The 22,086-nt window shown below is 71.1% G+C and carries 21 protein-coding genes; 10 read left to right on the top strand and 11 right to left on the bottom strand.

What is annotated here, in order from left to right:
* Positions 1–38 precede the first annotated feature (38 nt).
* The 4 genes from AB0M36_RS04735 to AB0M36_RS04720 form a co-directional block, all read right to left on the bottom strand.
* Entirely contained in the window at positions 39–887 is an 849-nt protein-coding gene (locus AB0M36_RS04735; RefSeq protein ID WP_364152443.1) for an ABC transporter permease, read from the bottom strand.
* A complete protein-coding gene (locus tag AB0M36_RS04730) occupies positions 884–1,825 on the bottom strand; it encodes a sigma factor (protein WP_364152440.1) in 942 nt (313 codons plus the stop codon). Before AB0M36_RS04730 ends, AB0M36_RS04735 begins: the two co-directional genes overlap by 4 nt.
* A 175-nt stretch (positions 1,826–2,000) precedes the next feature.
* Entirely contained in the window at positions 2,001–3,038 is a 1,038-nt protein-coding gene (locus AB0M36_RS04725) for a GAF domain-containing protein (protein WP_364152437.1), read from the bottom strand.
* 141 nt (positions 3,039–3,179) lie between these two features.
* Positions 3,180–4,799 carry a methyl-accepting chemotaxis protein gene (locus tag AB0M36_RS04720; protein ID WP_364152434.1) on the bottom strand — a complete coding sequence of 540 codons (1,620 nt, stop codon included), beginning with the start codon at positions 4,797–4,799 and terminating at the stop codon, positions 3,180–3,182.
* 144 nt (positions 4,800–4,943) lie between these two features.
* On the opposite strand from AB0M36_RS04720, the gene AB0M36_RS04715 reads away from it, so the two are divergent.
* Positions 4,944–6,446: an FAD-binding oxidoreductase gene (locus AB0M36_RS04715; protein ID WP_364152431.1), complete on the top strand. Its 1,503-nt coding sequence runs from the start codon at positions 4,944–4,946 to the stop codon at positions 6,444–6,446.
* A 12-nt stretch (positions 6,447–6,458) separates the two neighbouring features.
* Here AB0M36_RS04715 and AB0M36_RS04710 read toward each other — a convergent pair whose 3' ends face one another.
* The gene (locus AB0M36_RS04710; protein ID WP_364152428.1) at positions 6,459–7,265 is read right to left on the bottom strand and encodes a universal stress protein; all 807 of its coding nucleotides are present in this window, start codon (positions 7,263–7,265) and stop codon (positions 6,459–6,461) included.
* A gap of 216 nt (positions 7,266–7,481) precedes the next feature.
* Here AB0M36_RS04710 and AB0M36_RS04705 point away from each other — a divergent pair, with 216 nt between their 5' ends.
* Complete coding sequence (locus AB0M36_RS04705) at positions 7,482–8,636, top strand: alkaline phosphatase PhoX (RefSeq protein WP_364152424.1); 1,155 nt, start codon at positions 7,482–7,484, stop codon at positions 8,634–8,636.
* On the opposite strand, the gene AB0M36_RS04700 is transcribed toward AB0M36_RS04705, so the two are convergent.
* Positions 8,614–9,909 (bottom strand): sensor domain-containing diguanylate cyclase, encoded by a 1,296-nt coding sequence (locus AB0M36_RS04700; RefSeq protein ID WP_364152421.1) that lies wholly within the window; start codon positions 9,907–9,909, stop codon positions 8,614–8,616. The genes AB0M36_RS04705 and AB0M36_RS04700 overlap by 23 nt on opposite strands.
* Positions 9,910–10,109: 200 nt before the next feature.
* Here AB0M36_RS04700 and AB0M36_RS04695 point away from each other — a divergent pair, with 200 nt between their 5' ends.
* The 8 genes from AB0M36_RS04695 to AB0M36_RS04660 all read left to right on the top strand — a co-directional run bounded on the left by AB0M36_RS04695 (position 10,110) and on the right by AB0M36_RS04660 (position 17,921).
* Positions 10,110–12,014: an acyl-CoA dehydrogenase family protein gene (locus tag AB0M36_RS04695; protein ID WP_364152418.1), complete on the top strand. Its 1,905-nt coding sequence runs from the start codon at positions 10,110–10,112 to the stop codon at positions 12,012–12,014.
* A gap of 14 nt (positions 12,015–12,028) precedes the next feature.
* Positions 12,029–13,636 (top strand): DASS family sodium-coupled anion symporter, encoded by a 1,608-nt coding sequence (locus AB0M36_RS04690; RefSeq protein WP_364152415.1) that lies wholly within the window; start codon positions 12,029–12,031, stop codon positions 13,634–13,636.
* A complete protein-coding gene (locus tag AB0M36_RS04685; protein WP_364152412.1) occupies positions 13,636–14,028 on the top strand; it encodes an isocitrate/isopropylmalate family dehydrogenase in 393 nt (130 codons plus the stop codon). Before AB0M36_RS04690 ends, AB0M36_RS04685 begins: the two co-directional genes overlap by 1 nt.
* Positions 13,913–14,695 carry an isocitrate/isopropylmalate family dehydrogenase gene (locus AB0M36_RS04680; RefSeq protein WP_364154252.1) on the top strand — a complete coding sequence of 261 codons (783 nt, stop codon included), beginning with the start codon at positions 13,913–13,915 and terminating at the stop codon, positions 14,693–14,695. The genes AB0M36_RS04685 and AB0M36_RS04680 overlap by 116 nt, the downstream gene beginning before the upstream one ends.
* A gap of 55 nt (positions 14,696–14,750) precedes the next feature.
* Complete coding sequence (gene lexA, locus AB0M36_RS04675; protein WP_364152409.1) at positions 14,751–15,389, top strand: transcriptional repressor LexA; 639 nt, start codon at positions 14,751–14,753, stop codon at positions 15,387–15,389.
* 122 nt (positions 15,390–15,511) lie between these two features.
* A complete protein-coding gene (locus AB0M36_RS04670; RefSeq protein WP_364152406.1) occupies positions 15,512–16,183 on the top strand; it encodes an enoyl-CoA hydratase-related protein in 672 nt (223 codons plus the stop codon).
* A 37-nt stretch (positions 16,184–16,220) separates the two neighbouring features.
* Entirely contained in the window at positions 16,221–16,895 is a 675-nt protein-coding gene (locus AB0M36_RS04665) for an alpha/beta fold hydrolase (RefSeq protein ID WP_364152403.1), read from the top strand.
* 165 nt (positions 16,896–17,060) lie between these two features.
* Positions 17,061–17,921, top strand: coding sequence for an EamA family transporter (locus AB0M36_RS04660; protein ID WP_364152400.1), 861 nt, complete (start codon positions 17,061–17,063; stop codon positions 17,919–17,921).
* Between the two features lie 51 nt (positions 17,922–17,972).
* Here the strand turns inward: AB0M36_RS04660 and AB0M36_RS04655 are convergent, their stop codons facing one another.
* From AB0M36_RS04655 to AB0M36_RS04635, 5 genes are all read right to left on the bottom strand, one after another.
* Positions 17,973–18,254: a hypothetical protein gene (locus tag AB0M36_RS04655; RefSeq protein ID WP_364152397.1), complete on the bottom strand. Its 282-nt coding sequence runs from the start codon at positions 18,252–18,254 to the stop codon at positions 17,973–17,975.
* Positions 18,251–19,126, bottom strand: coding sequence for a hypothetical protein (locus tag AB0M36_RS04650; protein WP_364152394.1), 876 nt, complete (start codon positions 19,124–19,126; stop codon positions 18,251–18,253). Before AB0M36_RS04650 ends, AB0M36_RS04655 begins: the two co-directional genes overlap by 4 nt.
* Positions 19,127–19,500: 374 nt before the next feature.
* On the bottom strand, positions 19,501–19,785 hold the full coding sequence (locus AB0M36_RS04645) for a hypothetical protein (protein WP_364152391.1): 285 nt from the start codon (positions 19,783–19,785) through the stop codon (positions 19,501–19,503).
* The gene (locus AB0M36_RS04640; RefSeq protein WP_364152388.1) at positions 19,782–19,997 is read right to left on the bottom strand and encodes a hypothetical protein; all 216 of its coding nucleotides are present in this window, start codon (positions 19,995–19,997) and stop codon (positions 19,782–19,784) included. Before AB0M36_RS04640 ends, AB0M36_RS04645 begins: the two co-directional genes overlap by 4 nt.
* Positions 19,998–20,195: 198 nt before the next feature.
* Complete coding sequence (locus tag AB0M36_RS04635) at positions 20,196–22,007, bottom strand: alpha/beta hydrolase (protein ID WP_364152385.1); 1,812 nt, start codon at positions 22,005–22,007, stop codon at positions 20,196–20,198.
* Positions 22,008–22,086: the final 79 nt, after the last annotated feature.

Raw genomic sequence — 22,086 nt, 5'->3', positions numbered from 1 at the left:
CATACTTGTATGAACAGAACTAATCTCTCATATCAGGCCTATAGGTCCCGACGCTGGAAGGCGAACGCCGTCAGGCCGAGCACGAGGACGATCCAGACGCCGGTCCAGGCCAGATAGGTCCCGGCCAGCGGGGCCATGCTCAGGAACGGTGACTCCTCGATCCCGGAGCCGACCTGCAGCAGCAGCGTCGGGTCCTGGAAGGAGTTCATGGCACCGCGCCACAGGCCGTCGGTGGGAAGCACCATCCGGGAGACGGTGCCGACCTGGGCCACGCTGTCGTTGCCGAGGGCGTCGCCGACCGAGCCCACCACGCCCGCGATCCAGGTGGCGCCGAACAGGCCGACCGCCACGATGCCCGAGGCCATCGGCGAGATCGCGGTGGACAGCAGCAGGCCCAGGCTGAGCAGCACCGTCGTCTGGGCCGCGAGCAGGGCCAGGCCCGTCGCCGGATGCGGCGGCCAGTAGCCCACGGTGGCCCGGACGATGAGGAACTGGGCCAGGCCGGCCACGCACACGAACCCGCTGCCGAAGACCACCAGCCCCAGCCACTTGCCCACCAACACCGCCGAGCGCCGGATCGGGCGCGCGAGCACCGACAGCGCGATCCCCGACTCGATCTCTCCCGCCACGGTCGGGCCGGCGAGGAACGCGGTGCCGAGCGCGGCGATCAGGCTCAGGCCGAACATCACCAGGTTGAGCACCGTGGAGCCGGCCACTTTGGCCTCTCCCGAGGTGAGCCCCCCGAATTCCGCGTCGAGCCGGGAGAACCCCCAGGCGCTGAGCGCGAGCAGCACCACGGTCAGCGCGGCGAGCGAACGCAGCACCCGCCGGCGGGACGCCTCCTGCAGGGTGAGAGCGGCGACGGCGAGCACGGTACGAACGGTCATCGTTGCTCCTCGCTGGGGCCGGTACGCAGAATGTCCAGAAGCCGTTCCTCGAGGCTGATCCGCGCCGGCTCGACCGCGTGGACCCGCACGCCGAGCCCGACGAGGTCGGCCACGAGGTCGGGCACGGTCGTGGCGTCCGGTTCGGCGGGCAGCTCGACGGTGAACGCGTCACCGCTGCGGGTGAGCCGGCCGGCGGCCGCCAACCTGGCCTCCGCGGGCGCGCTCACGGCGTCGAGCCGCAGCCTCAGCTCCCGCCCGCCGAGCAGCTCATCGAGGGTGCCGGAGGCGGCGACCCGGCCCTTGTCGAGGATGACCACCCGGTCGCAGACCCGCTCCACCTCGCCGATGAGGTGGGAGTTGAGCAGCACGGCCACCCCACGGTCCTTCAGGGCCAGCAGCAGGTCCCGCACGTCGGCCCGACCGATCGGGTCCAGGGCGCTGGTCGGTTCGTCGAGAACGACGAGCTCCGGTCGGGCCACCAGGGCCACCGCCATCCCGAGACGCTGCTGCATGCCCTTGGAGAACCCGCCGACCCGGTCACCGGCGCGGTCGGCGAGCCCGACGGTGCCCAGGCACTCGCGCTGGTCCCGCGCCGGCACCGCGGTGCCCGCCAGGCGCACGTGCAGCGCCAGCACCTCGGCGGCGGTGAGCCACGGCTGATAGCGGAAGAGCGCCGACCCCTCACGCGCGGCACGACGACGGCCGGACCGAAGATGGTTGAGCGCGAGATGCGCCGCCGCGACGGAGAGCCACCCCGTCGCCTCCCCCGCGGGAACGGAGGACCGCGCGAACGTCAGGAACACTTCCTGAGCCACGTCCTCGGCCTCGTCACGCGCACCGAGCACCCGGGCGGCGACAGCCACGACCCGCGGGTATGCCGAGCGGAAGACCGCCTCGAGATCGCCTCGGACGCCTCCTGGCCGCGGGCGGGTCGTCACGGCACCGCCGTCCTTGGATACGGCTCGTCCGGTCACCCGGCCGCGGTCGCCCACGGACAGGACCGCCGCCGGTGGTGACCCTGGGCGCCCTGCGAGCTCGGCTTCTTCCTCCATATCTTCAGAGCACCGCCGGGGCCCCGTATGTGACACCGCCTTTTCGGTGTGGGGGGTCGGCTTATCCGCGCTCGGAGGTTGCCGCCGAGAGGAGGGCGGCGGGGATGTAGAAGCCCCGGCGCAGCGCTCGGGCCGCTGCCAGATGGTAGGAGGTGGCGCGGAGCTTGGTCACGATGTCGTCGATGTGATCCGCGAGGACGAGGTGGTCGATCTTCAGGGCCGCCGCCATGCGGGCCGGCGGCCATCCCTCGACCAGCATGCCGAGGACCCGCAGTTGGTCGCGCGTCAGCCCGTACGGGTATGGCGCCGGCGACAACAGCACCACCTGTCTCAGATATCCCGGTGGTTCCGGTGGACAGGTGAGGATGCTGACGCGAAACAGCTCGGTTTCGGAGCCGGCGGCCGGGCACAGGAAGGTGGTGAGCGGGTTCTCGGTCGGGACCCTGGCCGCCGCCGCCATGATCAGCGATGAGCCGGGGACGAGGATCGGGTGGCCGGGCAGTCCGGTCAGGGACACCGTGTTGCCGGTGCGGGTGAGTGCCACTCCGGCGACCGCGTCACTCACCAGGGCGGCGATGGCGTTGACCGTACGCAGCGGGTCGATCGCGTGCGCGATCCACGGGCCGGCGTGGCCCAGCAGGGCGCGCGCCTCCTCGGTCGCCGGGCGAGGGTCCGCGCTGCAGGTGTTGACGACGCCGACGTAACGGCCGTCGCGGGTGAACAGGCCCGTGCGGAGGCCTTCACGGATTCCGGCGGGGTAGAGGTGTTGTGACCACGTCGGCAGGGCTTCCGGGGGTGCGGACAGGTCCATGACCCGCAGGTGCGGGCGGGGGCTGTGCAGTCCGGCCGCTTCGGCGTCCTCGGCGAACCGCGGACCGTCCAGCGCCCGCGACATCGCGTCGCTGTAGCCGTCCTTCAGCAGCGGCGTCTGGGTCTTGAGCTCCGGGTCGAAGGCGGTGATGAGAACGGCGTCGCACGGGGTGATCCGCCGCAGCGGCTCCAACAGCGCCCGGGCCCGCTCCGCGGGGCCTCCCGGCATCAGCGCGATCTCCACGATCTCATCCAGCAATGACGCGCCGGCCGCGGATAACGGCACCATGGGGGCTCACTCCTCAGCTTGCCCCCGCGACTGTGTTCCTCCACCGTAGAACGATTTAGCCACCACGGCGGACTCGGGACAAAAGGTTGACAGCTAAACCTGACCGCCCGCCGGCGGAAGCCGGCGGGCGGTTTGTCCAGTTCATGACAGCCGGAAGCCGGAGACCAGGTGCTGGAGCTCGTTGCTCATGCGCGCCAGCTCGGCGGAGGCCTGCTGCGCCTGGGTGACCCCCATGGTGGTGGTCGCCACGGCGGTGGCCACGCCGGCAATGTTGGCGGCGATCTCCCGGCTGCCGTCCGCCGCCTCGGCGACGTTGCGGCTCATCTCGGTCGCGGTCGCCGTCTGTTCCTCCACGGCGGCGGCGATCAGGTTCTGGGAGTCGCTGATCCGGTCGATCACGCTGCTGATCTGCCCGATAGCGCCGACGGCGCTGTCGGTGTCGGACTGGATCGACTGCACCCGCCGCGCGATGTCCTCGGTGGCCTTCGCCGTCTCCTGGGCGAGGTCCTTGACCTCGCCGGCAACCACCGCGAAGCCCTTGCCGGCCTCGCCGGCGCGGGCGGCCTCGATGGTGGCGTTGAGGGCGAGCAGGTTGGTCTGCTCGGCGATCGAGGTGATCACCTTGACCACGTCGCCGATCTCCGCCGAGGAGGCGCCGAGCTTGCCGACCGTCGCGGTGGTGTCCCGCGCGGCGGTGACGGCCTCCTCGGCCACCCGGGCCGCCTCCTCGGCGTTGCGGGCGATCTCCTGAATGGCCAGCCCCATCTCCTCGCTGCCCGCGGCCAGCGTGTTCACGTTGCCCGACACCTGGGTGGCGGCACCGGTCACCACGTTCGCCTGCGCGTCGGCCTCCTCGGCCGAGGCCGCGATCTGGGTCGACACCACGGACAGTTCCTCGGAGGCGGTCGACAGCGTCCCGGCATGCCCGGCGATCACCGAGACGGTGTCGCGAAGGGCACCGGCCGTGCTGTTGAGGGCTTCGCCGAGCCGGCCCATCTCGTCCTTCGACCGGATCTCCGCCCGTGCGGTCAGGTCGCGCTCCGCCAGCCGGTGCAGCGCCTCGACCACGACCGACAGCGGGCGTACGACGGAACGGGTGACGCCGACGCCCATGACGAAGGCGAGCACGAGTGCCACCGCGAGGGCGCCGCCGAGCACGAGCAGGCTGGTCGCGCGCACCTGCGCGGCCTCGGTGCGCAGGGCGGCCACCCGCTTGTCGACGGACTCCTCGAGCTCGGCGGTGATGTCGAGGACGGTGCCGTAGGACTTGGCCGCCTCACCACCGTTGATGCTGGTCATGACCTTGGCGCGGGCGGCCTGGTCGTCGGCCTCCAGCCACTGCATCAGCTTGTCGTCCCAGGAGAAGAAGTCGTCCCAGGCGGGCCGCAACGCGGCGAACTTGGCGCGCTCGGCCTCCGTCATGTCGCCGGCGTGCGCGGTGTCGAACAGGGCGTAGATGCTGGCCTTGGACTCCAGGAAGCCCTGACGGTTGTAGCCGTCCTTGCCGGTGGCGTACGCGAAGCCGAACGCGCCGGCGTCGGAGACCACCAGGCCCTGCCAGCCGGTCACGTCGGCGGCGAAGTACTTCATCTGCTGGACGTCGTCGCGAACCTGTTCCATGGCGGCGAGCCGACGCTGGGCGTCGTCCTGTTTGTTCAGCCCCCACCAACCGGCGCCCGCGGCGAGCATGATGAGCACCGCCAGCACGAAGAACGAGAACCCGAGTCGCTTGCCGACGCTGACGTCGCGGAAATATCGCACTGCCACTCCTGAGCCCGTGGGTCCCGCCGTCACGGCGGAGCTGTGTCGGTCTGATCGGGAAGATCACCACCACGCCTGAGCGCACGCCGGGGAGCAAACGGGGAGCAATGACGGGCTATATGACCGGTATGCGAGGATTCCGGCATGCCGTTGTCACGCCGCGCCCTGATCCGAGCCGGGGCCGCCGGCCTGGTCGCCACCGCCCTTCCCTCCAGCGGAAATGCCGCGAACCACGGCGAGCACCTCGCGGGCCCCAGCGGACACGTCGCGGGCCGCGGGCCGAGGCCGGCCGACTGGCGAGCGTTGGCCGCCTCCCTCGACGGAACGGTCGAACTGCCCGGCACCACCGCCTACGAGACCGCCCGGCGCCTCGTCGATCCCCGGTTCGACGGCGTCCGCCCACCCGCGGTCGTCCGCTGCGCGAGCGGCGCCGACGTCACCGAGGTCGTCCGCTTCGCCCGCCGCCTGCGGCTGCCGGTGGTGCCCCGCGGCGGGGGCCACTCCTACGTCGGCGCGTCGACCAGCCGCACCGGCGTCGTCCTCGACCTGCGTCGCCTCGACACCGTGGCGTACGACGCCGCGACCCGCAGCGCCACGATCGGCGGTGGGGCACGGCTCATCGACGTCTACAACCGGCTCGACACCTACGGCGTGGCCGTACCGTCGGGCTCGTGCGGCAGCGTGGGCATCGGCGGCATCACGCTCGGCGGCGGAATCGGCATGGCCGCCTCAACGTACGGGCTGACCTGCGACGTCGTGTCCGCCGCTGAGGTGGTCACCGCCGACGGCCGACGCCGCACCGTGGACGCCGCCCGGGAGCCGGATCTCTTCTGGGCCCTGCGCGGCGCCGGCGGCGGGCAGTTCGGCGTGGTCACCGCCTGGCGCATGCGCACCCATCGCGCGACGCCGGTCGGCAGGTTCGTGCTCGCGTACCCCTGGAGCGACGCCGCCCGGGTCGCGGCCGGCTGGCAGGCCCGGCTGACGGTCGCGCCGGACGAGACCTGGTCGTCGTGCCAGTTCGCCGCCGACGCGCGCGGGCGGCTGTCCGTACGCATCTCCGGCGTCGTGCTCGACGGCGACCCGGACGCCGAGGTGGCGGCGATCGTTCGCGCCATCGGGCGCGAGCCGCGGTCCGTGACGCTGCGCCGCCTCTCCTACCTGGAGGTAGTGCACGAACGGGCGGGATGCGACGACGCCACGTCCTGCGCGACCCGGTCCACCGAGCTGATCGGCAGCGAGATCTTCCCGCGAGTGCTGCCGGGCGCGGGCGTCGCGGCGCTGCTGGCCACCGTGGAGCGCCGAGCCCGGGCGCGCCGCCCCGGGGTGGCGAAGCTCAAGCGCATGACCGGCGCGCTGGGGCGGGTCAGGCCCGACGCCACCGCCTTCGCGTGGCGGGGCGCGCACACCATGCTGCAGTGGCTGGTCGAGTCTCCGACCTCTGACGCGGCCACGGCGGCGGACGCCTACCGGTGGATCGCCGACGGGCATCGCGCGATGGGGCGGTGGTCGGCCGGCCGCTACGTCAACTACCTCGAGCCGGACCCGGCGCTGGTCCCCCTTTACCACGGTGGACAGCTGGCCCGGCTGCGTCGCGTCCGGGCCGCCGTCGACCCGCAGCGGCTGTTCCGGTCGCCGTACGCGATCTGACGCGCGCCGGCGTCAGCGCGCGATCAGAACCGGACAGTCGGCGCGTTCCACCAGCCGCGTTCCGGCGGCGCCGAGCATGACCCCCTCGAAGCCGTGCCGGCGCGGACCCACCACCACCAGTTGCGCCTGTCGGGAGCGTTCCACCAGCACCTTGCCGGGATCGCCCCCGGCGAACTCGCGGGCCGCCGAGACATCCGGGAACCGCTGACGCCACGGATCGAGCGAGTCGTCGAGATCGGCGCCGAGGACCTCGGCGGCGGACGGGCTGGGTCGGCGGGCGCCGTCCTGCGCGGTGACCGCCAGCACCGGGGCGCCGCGCAGGGCGGCCTCCTCGAAGGCGCGGCCGATGATCGGCTGGGCGGTGCCGCCGTCCTCGCCGACACCGACGACCACCGGTCCGGCGTCCGGGCCGGGCCGGCCGCGGACGACGACCACCGAGCACTTGGCGCGGGTGGCGACCTGGGTGCGTACCGATCCGTGGGGAAGCCCGGGCAGGCCGCTGCTCGGCCGGCTGCCGACGACCAGCAGCGCGGCCTCCTCGGCGGCGTGCAGCAGCACCGGCACCGCGTATCCGGGCAGTGCCAGGACGCGGACGTCGATGTCGGGCACGACCGAGCGGGCCTGGGTCACCGCGGCGTGCAGGATGCCGGTCGCCGCCTCCTCGTCCGCCGAGGACCGGGCGGTCGGTGACAGGCGGTGGTGCGCGGTCACCACCCGCAGATCGGCGCCGCGGAGTCGGGTCTCGACCGCGGCCCACCGCACCGCCGCGACCGCGCCGGCGGAACCGTCCACGCCGACCACTATCCGAGTCTTGACCATGGTCGCCTCCTGGCGAGTCGGCAGGGTCAGCCGTCGCCGCCGCCCGAGGCACGGCGGCACAGCTCAGATTCACTCTCTTCGGCACGGTTGGCAAGAGATGGCGTCCCCCCTCTGTGGAGAGGTGATTCGGCACCGTGTGCCAGAAGTTCACTTTGCGCCTCGCCGCCATCAAGACCTCGGAGGCTAAATTCCGTTCACAACCATCGAGGAGGATCCATGGATCGGCGAACAATGTTACGAGCGACCGTGGTCGGTGCGGGAGCGGTGGCCCTGCCGTTCACGGCATGGTCGGCGGCCTACGGGGCACCGGCGCAGAACGCCGTCGGGCCGTACGGTCCCCTGCTGCCCGCCGACGCCAACGGCATCCAGCTGCCGGCCGGCTTCACGAGCGCCGTCGTCGCCCGCTCGCGGCAGACGGTGCCGGGCACCTCGTACACCTGGCATGACGCCCCCGATGGCGGCGCGGTCTTCGCGAACGGCACCGGGTGGGTCTACGTGTCGAACTCCGAGGTCAACGGCAGCGGCGGCGCCTCACAGATCGCCTTCTCCTCAACCGGCGCGGTCGCCGGCGCGTCCCGCATCCTCTCCGGCACCAATCGCAACTGCGCGGGCGGCAAGACGCCCTGGAACACCTGGCTGTCCTGCGAGGAGGTGGCCCGGGGACGCGTGTTCGAGACCTATCCCCTGGGCGGCGCGGCGGTGGCCCGGCCGGCGATGGGCCGCTTCCAGCACGAGGCCGCGGCCGCGGACCCGGTCCGGAAGGTCGTCTATCTCACCGAGGACGAGTCGGACGGCAAGTTCTACCGCTTCGTCCCGACCACCTGGGGAGACCTGTCCGCGGGCCGCCTGGAGGTGCTGCGGGCCGGCAGCGCGACCTCGGGCACCTTCACCTGGGCCCAGGTCCCCGACCCCGACGGGTCGCCCCGGCCGACCCGCCGCCAGGTCTCCGGCGCGAAGTCGTTCAACGGTGGCGAGGGCTGCCACTACGCCGACGACACGGTCTGGTTCACCACCAAGGGCGACAACCGGATCTGGCAGGTCAACCTGATCGCGGGCACCTACGAGCTCGCCTACGACGACGACCTCGTCAACCCGGGCCCCGCGCCGCTGACCGGCGTGGACAACATCACCGGGACGGCGGGCGGCGACCTGTTTGTCGCCGAGGACGGCGGCACGATGGACATCTGCGTGATCACCCCGGACGACAAGGTCTCCGTGTTCCTGCGGGTCACCGGCCACAACGGCTCCGAGATCACCGGTCCCGCCTTCACCCCGGCCGGGGACCGCCTCTACTTCTCGTCGCAGCGGGGCACCAGCGGGCTGTCGTCCGGCGGGATCACCTACTGCGTCAGCGGGCCGTTCCGGCGGTAGCCGCCAGCGCCTTGGCGCCGTACCGGGCGGTCTTCGCCTGGTACATCGCCGAGTCGGCGTCGGCCAGCAGGTTCTTGGCGTCGTGATCCATCCCGGTTCCCACGGCCACGCCGACGCTCGCGCCGACACACACCACGCCGACGGGAAGCAGCACCGGCTGGCGCACCACGCCGCGAATCCGGGCGGCCATGCCGCGGGCGCGCTGCTCGCAGTCCGGGCCGGTGAGGATGGCGACGAACTCGTCGCCGCCGAGCCGGCCCATCATGTCCTCCGACCGGATCGCGCCGCGCAGCCGCCGGCCCATCAGCCGCAGCAGTTCGTCGCCGGCCGCGTGCCCGTACTCGTCGTTGATCTTCTTGAAGCCGTCCAGATCCAGGAAGAGCACCGCCACCTGGGTGAGCCGCAGGTCCAGCACGTCGTCCAGATGGCTGAGCAGGGCCGCCCGGTTGGGCAGCTCGGTCAGTGGGTCCGTCCGGGCCTGCTGGGTGAGTTCCTGCTCGGCCGCCTTGGCGGCGGTCACGTCGTGGAGGTGCGCCACGAACGAGCCGCTGTCGGCGAGCGCGGCCATGCGGACGTGCACCCAGCGGCTCGTGCCGTCGGCACGGTGGAAGCGCACGTCACCGCGGCACGACTCGACCCGTCCGTCGGCCAGGTCACGGAAGGCGCCGCGAGCGACGTTCCGGTCGGTCACGTCGACCCAGTGCCAGTACGACTTGCCGACGATGTCCTCGGCCGGCGTGGCCAGGAGTTCCTCGAGAGCCGGATTCGCCTCGGCGACCGCGCCCTCGCCGTCGAGGATCGCCATGCCGGTGGGCGCGTGCTGGAACGCCGCGTGGAAGCACTGCTGAGCCGCCGCGAGCTCGGCCTCGGCCCGCTTGCGGGCGGTGATGTCCCGGGCGACGATGAGCGCCGCCGGGCGGCCGTTGAACACCAGCGGGGTCCCGGCGGCCTCGATGTCGATCACGACGCCGTCGAGACTGACCAGCTTCTCCTCGACGTACTGCAAGGGTTCGCCGTCGGCGGTCAGCGACCGCATCCGCCGCGTGCCGGGGTCCCGGTAGTCGGGGTGCATGAACTCGATCGCCGGGCGATCCTGCAGGTCGGCGATGGTGCGAGCGCCCATCGCCGCGAGCCCGCGGGCGTTCGCGAAGACGTGGTAGCCCTCGCAGATCACGAAGATGATGTCCGGGGACAGCTCGACCAGCGCCTGGAACCCCGCGTCTCCCGCGTTGCCCAGGGCCGGGATCTCCGCCCGTCCGTCGCTCTCGCTCATACACCACCCGCTCGATCCGCCGCTGCAAGCTCACCGATCGGCCGGTGACCGTCCGGCATGAGCCCCGTGACGGGTGCGAACGTGCAACCTCAGCGATCCCGGCCATCGACGGGGACGAGTGCACACAGAGGGCTACCGCTCGGTAACAGACGTGAGTAGCGTGGCGGCTAGCGAGCCGTACCGGGTCGAAGGGGAAAACCGTGACCACGACGCAGCGCAAGTCGGCCGATGTCTCCGAGCAGCAGGCGCGACAGGTCGCCGAGGCCGCCCGGGAGTCCGAATGGCGAAAGCCGAGTTTCGGCCGCGAGCTGTTCCTCGGCCACTTCCCGCTCGACCTGATCGATCCCTGGCCCGCCGCCGAGCCTCGCCCCGACGCCGACGAGTTCCTGGTCAGGCTGGCGGAATACCTCCGTACGGAGGTCGACGGCGCCCGGATCGAGCGCGAGGACCGCATCCCGGACGAGGTCTTCCACGGCCTGGCCCGGATCGGCGCGTTCGGCATGAAGATCGACAAGGAGTACGGCGGCCTCGGCCTCTCCCACCTGCACTACTGCAAGGCCCTGACGCTCGTGGCCTCGGTCAGCCCCGCCGTCGCCGCCCTGCTCTCCGCGCACCAGTCGATCGGTGTGCCGCAGCCCCTCAAGCTGTTCGGCACCCCCGCGCAGAAGCAGGCGTTCCTGCCCCGGCTGGCGGCGGGCGAGGTGTCGGCGTTCCTGCTCACCGAGCCGGACGTCGGCTCCGACCCGGCACGCCTGGGCACGATCGCCGAGCCGGTCGAGGGCGGCTACCGGCTCAACGGGGTGAAGCTGTGGGCCACCAACGGCACGGTCGCCACCCTGCTGGTGGTGATGGCCCGGGTGCCGGAGAAGGGCATCACCGCGTTCGTGGTGGAGGGCGACTCGGCGGGCATCACGGTGGAACGCCGCAACTCGTTCCTCGGCCTGCGCGGGTTGGAGAACAGCCTGACCCGGTTCCACGACGTGTTCGTGCCCGCCGACAACCTCATCGGCGGCCTCGGCAAGGGTCTGCGGATCGCGCTGACCACCCTCAACACCGGGCGTCTGTCGCTGCCCGCCATGTGCGTCGCCGCCGGCAAGCGCTCGCTCACCGTGGCCCGCGAATGGTCGACCGCGCGGGTGCAGTGGGGCCGCCCGGTCGGGCAGCACGAGGCCGTGGCCGGCAAGATCGCCTTCATCGCCGCGACGACGTACGCGATGGAATCGATGCTGGACCTCTGCTGCGTCATCGCCGACGACGACCGCAACGACATCCGGATCGAGGCGGCGCTGGTGAAGCTCTTCGCCAGCGAGATGGCCTGGCGGGTCGCCGACGAGCTGATCCAGATCCGCGGCGGCCGCGGCTTCGAGCGCTCCGACTCGCTGACCGCCCGCGGCGAACGCGGGTCCGAGGCCGAGCAGATCCTGCGCGACCTGCGGATCAACCGCATCTTCGAGGGCTCCACCGAGATCATGCACCTGCTCATCGCGCGCGAGGCGGTCGACGCTCACCTCACGGTCGCCGGCGACATCATCGACCCCACGGCCGGGCTCGGCCGCAAGGCCCGCGCCGGGGCACGAGCCGGCGCCTTCTACGCCCGGTGGCTGCCCACGCTGGCCGTCGGCCGCGGCCAGGTGCCCACCGGGTACGCCGAGTTCGGCCCGCTCGCCGCCCATCTCAGGTACGTCGAACGGGCCTCCCGCAAACTCGCCCGGTCGACGTTCTACGGCATGTCGCGCTGGCAGGGCCGGCTCGAACACAAGCAGGGCTTCCTCGGCCGCATCGTCGACATCGGCGCCGAACTGTTCGCGATGTCGGCGGTGTGTGTCCGCGCCCGCGCGCAGAGCCGGGACACCAGGGAAGGCATGGAGCTGGCCGATCTCTTCTGCCGGCAGGCGAGGCTGCGGGCGGACGCGCTGTTCGCCGCGCTCTGGGACAACACCGACGCGCTGGACGTGAAGGCGGCGCGGCGCGTGCTCGACGGCCGCTACGCCTTCCTCGAGGAAGGCATGATCCCGCCGTCGACCGAGGGCGCCTGGGTGGCCGCCTGGGAACCGGGGCCGGCCACCGTGGACGACGTACGCCGGCGGATCCCGCCACGGGACTGAGCGGGGGCGCCCGGATGTCCACGACGGACGACACCCCAGCGCGGACCGACGTCGACCAACGGTTGCTGGGCGGAGGCACCTACCGCAGCCTGGGTGAACAGCAGCTGTCACCGGCCGAGGAACGCTTCGAGCGCGGCCGGCGCACCATCGGCCTCTTCCTGGCGCCGCTCGTGACGCTGGTCTTCCTCGCCCTGCCGCTGGACATCCCCGCGGGTCAGCAAGTGCTCGCCGGAGTGCTGCTCGGCGTGATCGCGCTGTGGGTGACCGAGCCCGTGCCGATCCCGGTGGGCGGACTGATCGGCGTCAGCCTGATCGTGGTGCTGGGCGTGGCCCCGGCGTCCGACGTGTTGGCGCCGTTCGGCTCGTCCACGGTGTTCACGTTCATCGGGGCCTTCATCCTCGCCCAGGCCATGCTGAAACACGGCCTCGCCCGCCGGTTCGCGTTCCGGGTGCTGTCGCTGCCCGGCGTCGGCCGGTCCACCCCACGGGTGATCATCGCGTTCGGCGTGATCACCTGTTTGCTGTCGGCGTTCGTGTCGAACACCGCCACGGTCGCGATGCTGTTGCCCACCGCGCTCGGCATCCTGTCCGTCATCGCCAAGCTCATGCAGGACCGCGGCCTGGTCGCGGCCGCGTTCGACCCGACGCGGCTGCGGGTGGGTGCCGCGCTGATGCTCATGCTCGCGTACGGGGCCAGCGTCGGCGGCCTGCTCACCCCGGTCGGCACCCCGCCCAACCTGATCGGCCGTGGCCTCATCGAGGAGGCGACCGGCAGGCGGATCCCGTTCGCACAGTGGACGGCCGTCGCGGCACCGATCTGCGTCGCCATGTTCGTCGTCCTGGCCCTGGTCCTCCTGCTGCTGAACAAGCCGGAGATCCGACGAATCGAGGGAGTCGAGCAGTACGTGGCGGCCGAACGGGCCGAGCTCGGCCCGTTCACCCGCGCCCAGCGCAACACGCTCATCGCCTTCGTCGTCACCGTCGCCCTGTGGATCCTCCCCGGCATCGTCGCGCTGGTCGCGGGCGCCGAGTCGGCGGCGTACGAGACGGTGAGCAACCGGCTCAACGAGGGCATCGTGGCGGTGCTCGGCGCCTCGCTGCTGTTCCTGCTGCCCACCGACTGGCGGTCCCGCGAGTTCACGCTGAGCTGGAGCGACGCCGCTCGGATCGACTGGGGCACGATCCTGCTGTTCGGCACCGGCATCATCTTCGGTGCGCTGCTGGCGAAGACCGGCCTGGCCGAGACCATCGGCCGGGGCAGCGCGGGCGCCATGGGGCTGACCGGCACGTTCGCCATCACGGCGTTCGCGGTCGCGCTGGCGATCGTTATCTCCGAGACCACGAGCAACACCGCGTCCGCCGCCGTGGTGGTGCCGATCATCATCCCGATCGCGGTGGCCGCCGGCATCGACCCGCTGGTGCCCGCGCTGGCGGCCACCTTCGCCGCGTCGTTCGGCTTCATGCTGCCGGTGTCCACCCCGCAGAACGCGGTGGTGTACGGCTCCGGCGTCGTGCCGATCACCACCATGATCCGCTCCGGGGTGTCCTTCGACATCCTCGGCGGAATCCTCATCCTGCTCCTGCTGCCGCTCATGGTCGCGGCGGTCGGGCTGGGTGGCTGATGGCGCCGCGGCACATCGCGGTGATCCCGGGCGACGGCATCGGCGTGGAGGTCACCGCCGCGGCCCGGGCCGTCCTGGACGCGGTGGCCGCCCGGCACCGGCTTGACCTGGCGTACGACGAGTTCGACTGGTCCTGCCGTCGCTACGACCACCACGGGGCGATGATGCCGCCTGATGGCATCGAGGTGCTGCGTCCGTACGATGCGATTCTGCTCGGCGCGGTCGGCTGGCCCGGCGTTCCCGACCACGTCTCCCTCTGGGGTCTGCTCATCGGCGATCCGGCGGGCCTTCCGGCAGTACGTCAACCTGCGTCCGATCCGGATCTTCGACGGTGTCGCGAGCCCGCTGCGTCACGCGACGCCCGGCAGCGTCGACTTCGTCGTCGTCCGTGAGAACGTCGAGGGCGAATACAGCGAAGTCGGCGGGCGGATGAACCGCGGCTTCCCGGACGAGTTCGCCGTGCAGGAGTCCGTGTTCACCCGCGCCGGGATCACCCGGATCGCCGACTACGCGTTCGAACTCGCCGCCGGCCGGCGCTCGTACGTCACCTCGGCGACCAAATCCAACGGCATCGTGCACACCCTGCCCTTCTGGGACGAGGTGATCGCCGAGCGGGCGGCACGCTTCCCGGCGGTGCGCTGGGACTCCGAACACATCGACGCCCTGGCCGCCAAGCTGGTGCTCGACCCGCGACGCTTCGACGTGATCGTCGCCTCGAACCTGTTCGGCGACATCCTCAGCGACCTCGCGGCGGCGGTCGCCGGGAGCATCGGCATCGCCCCGGCGGCCAACCTCGACCCCACCCGCGCCTGTCCGTCGATGTTCGAGCCGGTGCACGGCTCCGCCCCGGACATCGCCGGCCAGGGAATCGCGAACCCGATCGGGGCCGTCTGGTCGGCGGCGATGATGCTGGACCATCTCGGCCACCCCGCGGCGGCCGCCGACATCCTGGCCGCGATCGAGACATCGCTGGCCGACCCGGCCACCCGCACCCGCGACCTCGGCGGCACGGCGGACACGGCCACCGTGGTCCGGACGCTGGTCGCCCACGTCGGCTGAGCCCCCTGGGGCGCGCCTGACGACGCGGAGGCCGTTCATCAGTCAAGATCTTCAGATGTCACTGGCCGAGGATCTCGACACGTCCACGCTGACGCCGCGGCAGCGGGCGATTCTGACCGTCATCCGGGACTGGGCGATCAGATACGGCTACCCGCCGTCCACCCGCGAGATCGCCGACGCGGTCGGCCTCGCCTCGACGTCATCGGTCAGCCGCCACCTGCGCATCCTCGAGGACCGCGACTTCCTGCGCCGCGGCCGCAACGCGACCCGCCCGGTCGACGTCCGCATGTTCCTGGAATCAACGGCCCGCCAGGCCGACCACACGGTCGGGGTCCCGCTGGTCGGCACCATCGCCGCCGGCACCCCCATGCTGGCGCAGGAGCACGCCGAGGAGACGCTGACGCTGCCCCGCGACCTGGTCGGCCGCGGCGAACTGTTCTGCCTGCGGATCCAGGGCGACTCGATGGTCGACGCGGCGATCTGCGACGGGGACATCGTGGTGGTGCGGCAGCAGTCCGAGGCCCACAACGGTGACATCGTCGCCGCGATGATCGACGAAGAGGCCACCGTCAAGGTCTTCCGCCGCCGGTCCGGGCACGTGCTGCTCGAGCCGCGCAATCCCGCGTACGAGCCCATCGACGGCGACCGCGCCGTGATCCTGGGCCGGGTCGTCTCCGTCCTCCGGCGAATCTGACAGACACGAGAGCGCGGTACCCCACCGGCACGCGGACTACGCGATCCGGCGTCGGCTCCTCTTGGCGCGGCAAGTTACTTGGGAGTAACCTACTGCGGCCCGACGATTTCTAGGAGCTCGCTGTGCCCACTCTTGACCGTCACGATGACGTGTTCGTCCTCGACCTCGGGGACGGGGAGAACCGGTTCCACCCCGACTGGATCGCCGGCGTGCATGCCGCCCTCGACAAGGTCGAGCAGGCCGGCAACCCGAGTGCCCTGGTCACCGCCGCCACCGGGAAGATCTTCTCCAACGGGCTGGACCTGGAGTGGCTGGGCGACCATCCCGACAAGTTCCAGGAGTACGCGGCCAGCGTCCAGGAGCTGTTCGCCCGCGTCCTCGCCCTACCGGTGATCACCGTGGCAGCGCTGCAGGGCCACACCTTCGCGGCCGGTGCGATGCTGTCGCTGGCGCACGACTTCCGGGTGATGCGCGCCGACCGCGGCTACTGGTGCCTGCCCGAGGCCGACATCGACATCCCGTTCACCCGGGGCATGTCCGCGCTGATCCAGTCGCGGCTCGCCCCGCAGGCCGCGCACCGGGCGATGACCACCGCCCACCGCTACGGCGGACCCGACGCGGCCGCCGCCGGCATCGTCGACCACGCGGTCGAGGCGGAGGCGGTACGCCCCACGGCGATCGCCCTCGCCGAGACCCTGGCGGGCAAGGCCGGCCCGACCCTCGGCGTGATCAAGGCCCGCATGTACGCCCACGTGCTGGAAACGCTGCGCGACACCGACAACCCGCTGGGCTGACCCGCCGCGATTGCGGCTCGCGGGTACGGTGCGGCGCATGTCGGCCCGCCTGCTGCTGCGGAGATCCGCCCTCGCGATCGGGCTGCTGCTGCTCGCCGCGGGCGCCGCGACCGCCCGGCACGCCGATGCCGGCCTGGAGTCGCGCGCGGTCCGCGTCGGCGGCGTACCGGTGGAACTGGTCCGCCCGGCCGGCGCGGAACCGCCCGGTCCGGCCGTCGTGGTCGCGCACGGCTTCGCCGGCTCCGGCCGGCTCATGCGGCCCTTCGCCGACACGCTGGCGCGGCGGGGCTATGTGGTGGCCCTGCCCGATCTCGCCGGGCACGGCGCGAACATCCGGCCGCTGACCGACGACGCCGACGTCGACCGGGACCTCGCGGCGGTCGTCCGGTCGGCCGGTTCGGGCCACGGCTGCCGCCGTCGCGCCGGCGGCCGCCCTCGTCGGCCCGGCCCTCGGCTTCCTCGCCCTCGTCACGCCGCTGATCGCGGCGCTGATGGTCCTGTACCTGCTCGTGGCCGGCGTCGCGGGGCGGTGCGGGACACCCTGGTGGCGTACGGTCCCGGCCGGCGCGTTGACCGTCGCCTGGCCCGTCGCGACAGCCCTGCCGATCACCTGAGCGAGCCCGGCGCGATAGGTTGCACCGGTGACGCCGTTCCCGGGCATTCTGCCCCCACCTCGCTCCTGACGGAGCTGGGTGCCGACAGCCGACGGTGAATTCGACCGGTCGGTTTCACTTTTGTGCCTGCGCTCCGCTGACTTTTCTCGTCGACGGCTCACTTTCCCGGAGCGCACATGTCTCGATTTCTCATTCCATCAACGGCCGCACGGTGTGCCGGCCAGCCAACTCGCGGCGGGCGGCACGGCCCGCTTCCGATCGTCGTGGCAGGACTCCTCTGGGGCACGACGGGCATCGTCGTGCAAGTCCTGCACCTATCCACCGGCCTGGATCCCCTCAGCATCGGGTTCTACCGCCTGGCGATCGCCGCTGTGGTTCTGCTCGTTCTCGCGGCACCGCGACTTCGGGCTCTGGCGACCGCTTTCCGGTCCGCGCCGGTCCCGCTCATCTTGATCGGCGGCGGCCTGGGCGCCTATCAGGCCCTCTATTTCCATGCCGTGGCCATGAGCGGTGTGGCTGTAGCCACCGTCGTGAGCCTGGGCCTGGCACCGGTCCTCATCGCCGGTTGGGAGGCCCTACGTTCCCGCCAAATTCCCAGCCGCGTCACGGGGTGCGGCCTGGCGACGGCGATCGCGGGACTGACGCTGATCGGCGGACCTCATACGTCCGCGACCACCGCGGCACCACAACCGCTGCTGGGACTTCTGGCGGCCCTCGGTTCCGGCGTGGGGTACGCCGCCACCACCATCGCGAGCCGGCACATCTCCGACCGGGTGCGGCCGATGGTGTTGACGACTGTGTCCACCGCCGTCGGTGGTGTCGTCCTCATGCCTCTCGCCGTGCTCGGCGGCGGTATCGGGTTCGACGTGCAAGCGGCGTCCTGCGGCATGCTGGCGTATCTCGGCGTGGTCACCACCGCGGTGGCATACGCGCTGTTCTACGCCGGGCTGCGCACTACAGCGGGAAGCACTGCCGCTGTTCTGACCCTCCTAGAGCCGCTTACCGCGGCCTTGCTGGCGGCGACCGTCCTCGAGGAGCCGCTCACTCTCCCCGTCCTCGCCGGAGGTGCTCTCCTGCTCTTCGCTGTCGTGCTGGCCCACTCGTCCCCGTCGGGAAGCGTCTGACCGCCCGCCTCGAGGGCATCAACCTGAGCCGGGTTGATGCCCTCGAGGAACCTATTCCGCGTGCCGCGGCTGCGTGTAGTTCCGAAGAACGTACTGGCTTCCCGGAGCTCCGTGGCTGGCCAATTCCCCCGGCGTCGACGGCAGCGGGGCGATCTCCGCCTGGTCGAGGTCGCCGGTGATTTCGATCGTGCTGCCAGCCAACACGCCCCATGTGGACATGCCTTCGAGGTAGACCGGCGTGTCCACGTCCACCACCAGCACCGCGCCGCCCGCGGCGTCGCCCGCGATGCCGCGCAATGTCACGCGCCGGCCCACGAGCTGGTGGATTGTCACGGGTGCATCCGGGCGAATGTCACCGAGAAGACCTGGCGGTCGAAATCCAGCAACGGGCGGGAGTAGTACCGCAGGGTGCTCTGGTAGACCTTCATTCCCGGTTCGGCGTGGTTCGCGTGCCACCAGTTTCCCGTGCCTTCGTCCAGCCAGCCATAGTCGAAATTGACATATCCGGGCTTGGCCACGTAACGGTAATCCGTCATGTCCACCTGGTCGGTCTCCGGGTCCGGACGGAACGCCCGTTCGGCCTGCTCATCCGTCCACGACGGGTTCTGCTTGGAGTAGAAACGCTTCGAGAAGATGACGGCGGTCCACTGAGAGGTCGGCCCGCTGGGCAGCGAGCGGGTCACATTGTCGATCCGGCTCAGCAGCGGGTGCCGCTCGACGGCATTGACGAACTGGGCGCTGGTCGGGTTGGTGGCCAGAATGTCGTTGATCGCGTCCTGCACGTCGCGGGCGGTGTCGAATCCGCCGAACGACATGCCGAGCGGCGGGTTGATGTTTCCGCGTTCCAGGTTGACCGTTGTCACGCCGATGCATCCCCTGGCCAGGGCCTGCTTCTCGGTGTCGGTCATCGGTCGGCCGTATTTGTTCTCGAAGAGCTCGATGAACGCCGGCACCGACCAGGTCTTGGTGCTGACTCCCGGCGGCAGCGCGGGCGCCAAGGGCGCCAATTCCATGGCCGTGGCCGCGTTGGAATTCGCCAGCGACCTTTCCGCCGGTGCCACCTCGGCGATCGCCGGCTGGCTCGAGCTCGACGGTGCCGGAGTCCGCGGATCGGTTTCCGTGGCGAGCGCCGGAGTCGCACCTGTCGCCACCAGACTGAATCCGGTTACAAAGATGACAAACAATCTAACGAGGCCCTTTGGCATCGATACCTCCCTATCTTCGCGGAAGGAACTTACACCGCAGGGACGGCGATTGCACCACCGGGATCGATGAACAGAAATAGCGCATCATGGCCGACCCCATTGGCCAGCACCAATTCTTTTTCTTGCGATCTTTGTGTAAGGATTCGCACATTCCGGGGGCCGCACTCGAAACCGTGCGGGATCGGATTCACGAGATGCTCGGCGAAGCACCGGCGACCGGGCCGGGAGGGCCGGGTCGAGGATCTCGCGTTCAACCGGCTGCCGGGGCATCGGGCCCTAGGCACACCGATGGGCCGACCTCGATCTCGCCAACCAGAAGTGGCGGATCATGAGACCGGCGTCGCCCCGTGGGGCACCGCGAACAGAAGCCTGTGCTAGGTGGCGTTCTTCACGGCGATGTCGATGGCGCGGTGCAGATCGGCGCGCCGCATAGTGATCAGCTCGTCGCCGTCGTTGTCCAGATAGTCCTCGACGAGCTCACGGATCACTTCGTTGGGGCTGATACCCCGGCTCTGCGCCAGGAGGACCAGGCGCTCGGTCGTCTCGTAGGACATGGAGACCGCGTGAACGACCGCGCCGGCACGGGGGCGGTTGTCCCGGTGTGCCGTGCTCCAGTCCCGGTCGTTCAGGGAAGCCGCCGCGTCCTCGAATCTACTCATCCATCCCCCTTGATCCGGGCGATCGCCTCGATCTCCTCGTCGTCGAGATATCGCGCCGAGGCGACGGTGTAGACGTCATCACTTTCCTCGATGAGCGCCACGACGAGCCAGTCTCCCTTGTGGTCCTGCCCGGCGACCTGCAGGGCCGGCCCGATGTGGCGGCGTACCACCCCGTGAGCGTGCAGCACCTCCATGACCGACAAGGGGCTCATCTGGGCGGTGAGCAGGTTGTCGTAGGTATCGTCGGTGAATACATAGGCTTCGTAGGGCTCCGACTCAGCAGCATCATCGAACAGGTGCGACCCCTCCGATCCTCCTGTGACGGTGTTCGGACACCGAGATGCTCACCCTAGGGACCTTGTGTTACGGGCCGTATGCCAAAAATGACATTACGTCGATTGGTCCCGCGCTCACCGGTCATCCGTCAGCAGCATCGACGCCGGGTACAGGCCCGCGACCGGGGGCAGGGACTTGGACTCGCCGGCAGCGGGAACCGGCCGGGAGGCCAGTTCGACCGCGTCCACCCGGATCTCGTCGGAGCCCGTCGCGCCCTTGATGATCCGGAACGGCTGCAGCGGCGAGCGGCACAGCGTGCCGGCGGCGGGCAGGGCGCCCTTGAGCAGGTACGCGTCGACGGCCCGGGTGACGCAGGTCGAGGTGCCGTACGCGGTGTGACCCCAGTTGTCACTCGACAGCAGCCGGCTGTTCGGCAGCAGACGCGACGCCGACACCGCCTGCCGGTAGTTGGTCGCGGGGTCCCAGTAGTTGCCGACGAACAGCACCGGCGCGGCGGTGTTCCGGTTGAACGGGCCCACGTAGGCGTCCTCGTCGCGCACGGTCCAGGTGTCCTCGGCGCAGGTCGAGCTGCCCCAGCCCCAGGCCCTGCCGAAGTACGGCGCCCGGGAGTCCGACGCGGCGGTCAGGGACGGCCACCGCGTGGCGTCGGCGGGATGCCGCGCGTCGGTGCACATCACCCCGGCGAACGACTCGAGCGAGTTGTCGTACGGGAAGTCCCGGCCGGTCGTCCGCAGCCGCTCGAGCCGATCCAGCAGGACGCCCTGTGCCTGCGCGCGCCGCTGCTTGCTGAGCATCCCCGGGTTGGCGAGGAGCATCTCGACGGCGGCGGCGAGGGAGGTGACGGCGTCACCGGCGTCGGTCGAGTAGAGGCTGCCGAGGATCATGTTGATGAACGAGGCGTAGGTGACCTTGAAGGAGCCGAGTTCCCCGAGCGAGATGGTCAACGGCTTCGCGCGCAGCTTGCGGGCGATGGCGTCGAAGTGCTTCACGGGGTCGCCCGCCGAGAACGCACAGCCGCGGGTGCCGACCCGGTCGCAGCGGTCGAGCAGCTTGCGCAACGCCCGGTACGCCCCGTCGGCCGAGCGCAGCCGGTCGTCCAGCAACTGGTGCTGCGTCGCCGCGGTGCCGGTCCAGGAAACGGGGTCGATGACGCCGTCGAGGGCGAGGGCCCGCACCCGGTCGGGGAACATGTTGGCGTAGTACTGACCCAGCGCCGTGCCGTAGCTGAAGCCCAGGAAGGTCAGCTTGGTGTCGCCGACCGCACGGCGCAGCACGTCCATGTCACGGGCGACCTCGGCGGTGGACATCGCGCCGGCCAGCGCCGCCCCGGTGGTGGAGCAGCCGCGCCCGATGGCCTGGACGGACTTGACGTAGGCGCTCTCCTGCTGCGCGCCGTACGGGAAGAGCATCCTCATCTTCGCCATCACGATGCTCTGGGAGCGGGTGGACGGGAAGCACTTGACGGTGTCGCTGGAGCCGATGCCGCGGGGGTCGAACCCGACGATGTCGAACCGGTCGAGGACGCTGTCGCTGAGGAACATCGGCGCCGCCGCCGCCATCGCGGTGCCGGATCCTCCGGGGCCGCCGGGGTTGACGAAGAGGCTGCCGATCCGGCTCTGCGGCTTGCGGGCCTTCACCCGCAGCAGGGCGATCTCCACCGTCGGGCCGGAGGGGTCGTCATAGTCCAGCGGCAGGTCGACCGTGGCGCACTGGGCGGTCGCGGAGCAGCCGTACCAGGCCGGCTCCGTGACCGGCACGCGGTCGACCCGCTCGGCCTCCTCCGGGCTCGTCGTGTCACCGACCGCGGCCGCCGCGAGGCCCGGCACCGCCGGAGCCGCCGAGGCGGCCGGGGCCGGCGCGACGAGCGTGCCGGTGATCATCAGGGCCGCCATCCCCGACACCGACAGACGAGTGGTGAGCGACATTGCAAGCGCCTCCTGGCGGCTCGGGCACCGGAAGAGTTTCCGTCGGCTGTCCATCGGCACCGGGCCACGGCACTTGACC

This window comes from Actinoplanes sp. NPDC051346, assembly GCF_040682215.1.
Taxonomy (GTDB): Bacteria; Actinomycetota; Actinomycetes; order Mycobacteriales; family Micromonosporaceae; genus Actinoplanes.
This window is presented reverse-complemented; position numbering and strand designations above follow the sequence as displayed.

What these genes read in the sequence shown, in the direction of transcription:
- AB0M36_RS04710 (WP_364152428.1), bottom strand. Translation starts at nt 7,265, where the DNA reads ATGGTCAAGACTCGGATAGTGGTCGGCGTGGACGGTTCCGCCGGCGCG.
- lexA (WP_364152409.1), top strand. Translation starts at nt 14,751, where the DNA reads ATGTCACTGGCCGAGGATCTCGACACGTCCACGCTGACGCCGCGGCAG.
- AB0M36_RS04635 (WP_364152385.1), bottom strand. Translation starts at nt 22,007, where the DNA reads ATGTCGCTCACCACTCGTCTGTCGGTGTCGGGGATGGCGGCCCTGATG.
- AB0M36_RS04700 (WP_364152421.1), bottom strand. Translation starts at nt 9,909, where the DNA reads ATGAGCGAGAGCGACGGACGGGCGGAGATCCCGGCCCTGGGCAACGCG.
- AB0M36_RS04650 (WP_364152394.1), bottom strand. Translation starts at nt 19,126, where the DNA reads ATGCCAAAGGGCCTCGTTAGATTGTTTGTCATCTTTGTAACCGGATTC.
- AB0M36_RS04640 (WP_364152388.1), bottom strand. Translation starts at nt 19,997, where the DNA reads ATGAGCCCCTTGTCGGTCATGGAGGTGCTGCACGCTCACGGGGTGGTA.
- AB0M36_RS04685 (WP_364152412.1), top strand. Translation starts at nt 13,636, where the DNA reads ATGGCGCCGCGGCACATCGCGGTGATCCCGGGCGACGGCATCGGCGTG.
- AB0M36_RS04645 (WP_364152391.1), bottom strand. Translation starts at nt 19,785, where the DNA reads ATGAGTAGATTCGAGGACGCGGCGGCTTCCCTGAACGACCGGGACTGG.
- AB0M36_RS04725 (WP_364152437.1), bottom strand. Translation starts at nt 3,038, where the DNA reads ATGGTGCCGTTATCCGCGGCCGGCGCGTCATTGCTGGATGAGATCGTG.
- AB0M36_RS04690 (WP_364152415.1), top strand. Translation starts at nt 12,029, where the DNA reads ATGTCCACGACGGACGACACCCCAGCGCGGACCGACGTCGACCAACGG.
- AB0M36_RS04665 (WP_364152403.1), top strand. Translation starts at nt 16,221, where the DNA reads ATGTCGGCCCGCCTGCTGCTGCGGAGATCCGCCCTCGCGATCGGGCTG.
- AB0M36_RS04735 (WP_364152443.1), bottom strand. Translation starts at nt 887, where the DNA reads ATGACCGTTCGTACCGTGCTCGCCGTCGCCGCTCTCACCCTGCAGGAG.
- AB0M36_RS04715 (WP_364152431.1), top strand. Translation starts at nt 4,944, where the DNA reads ATGCCGTTGTCACGCCGCGCCCTGATCCGAGCCGGGGCCGCCGGCCTG.
- AB0M36_RS04705 (WP_364152424.1), top strand. Translation starts at nt 7,482, where the DNA reads ATGGATCGGCGAACAATGTTACGAGCGACCGTGGTCGGTGCGGGAGCG.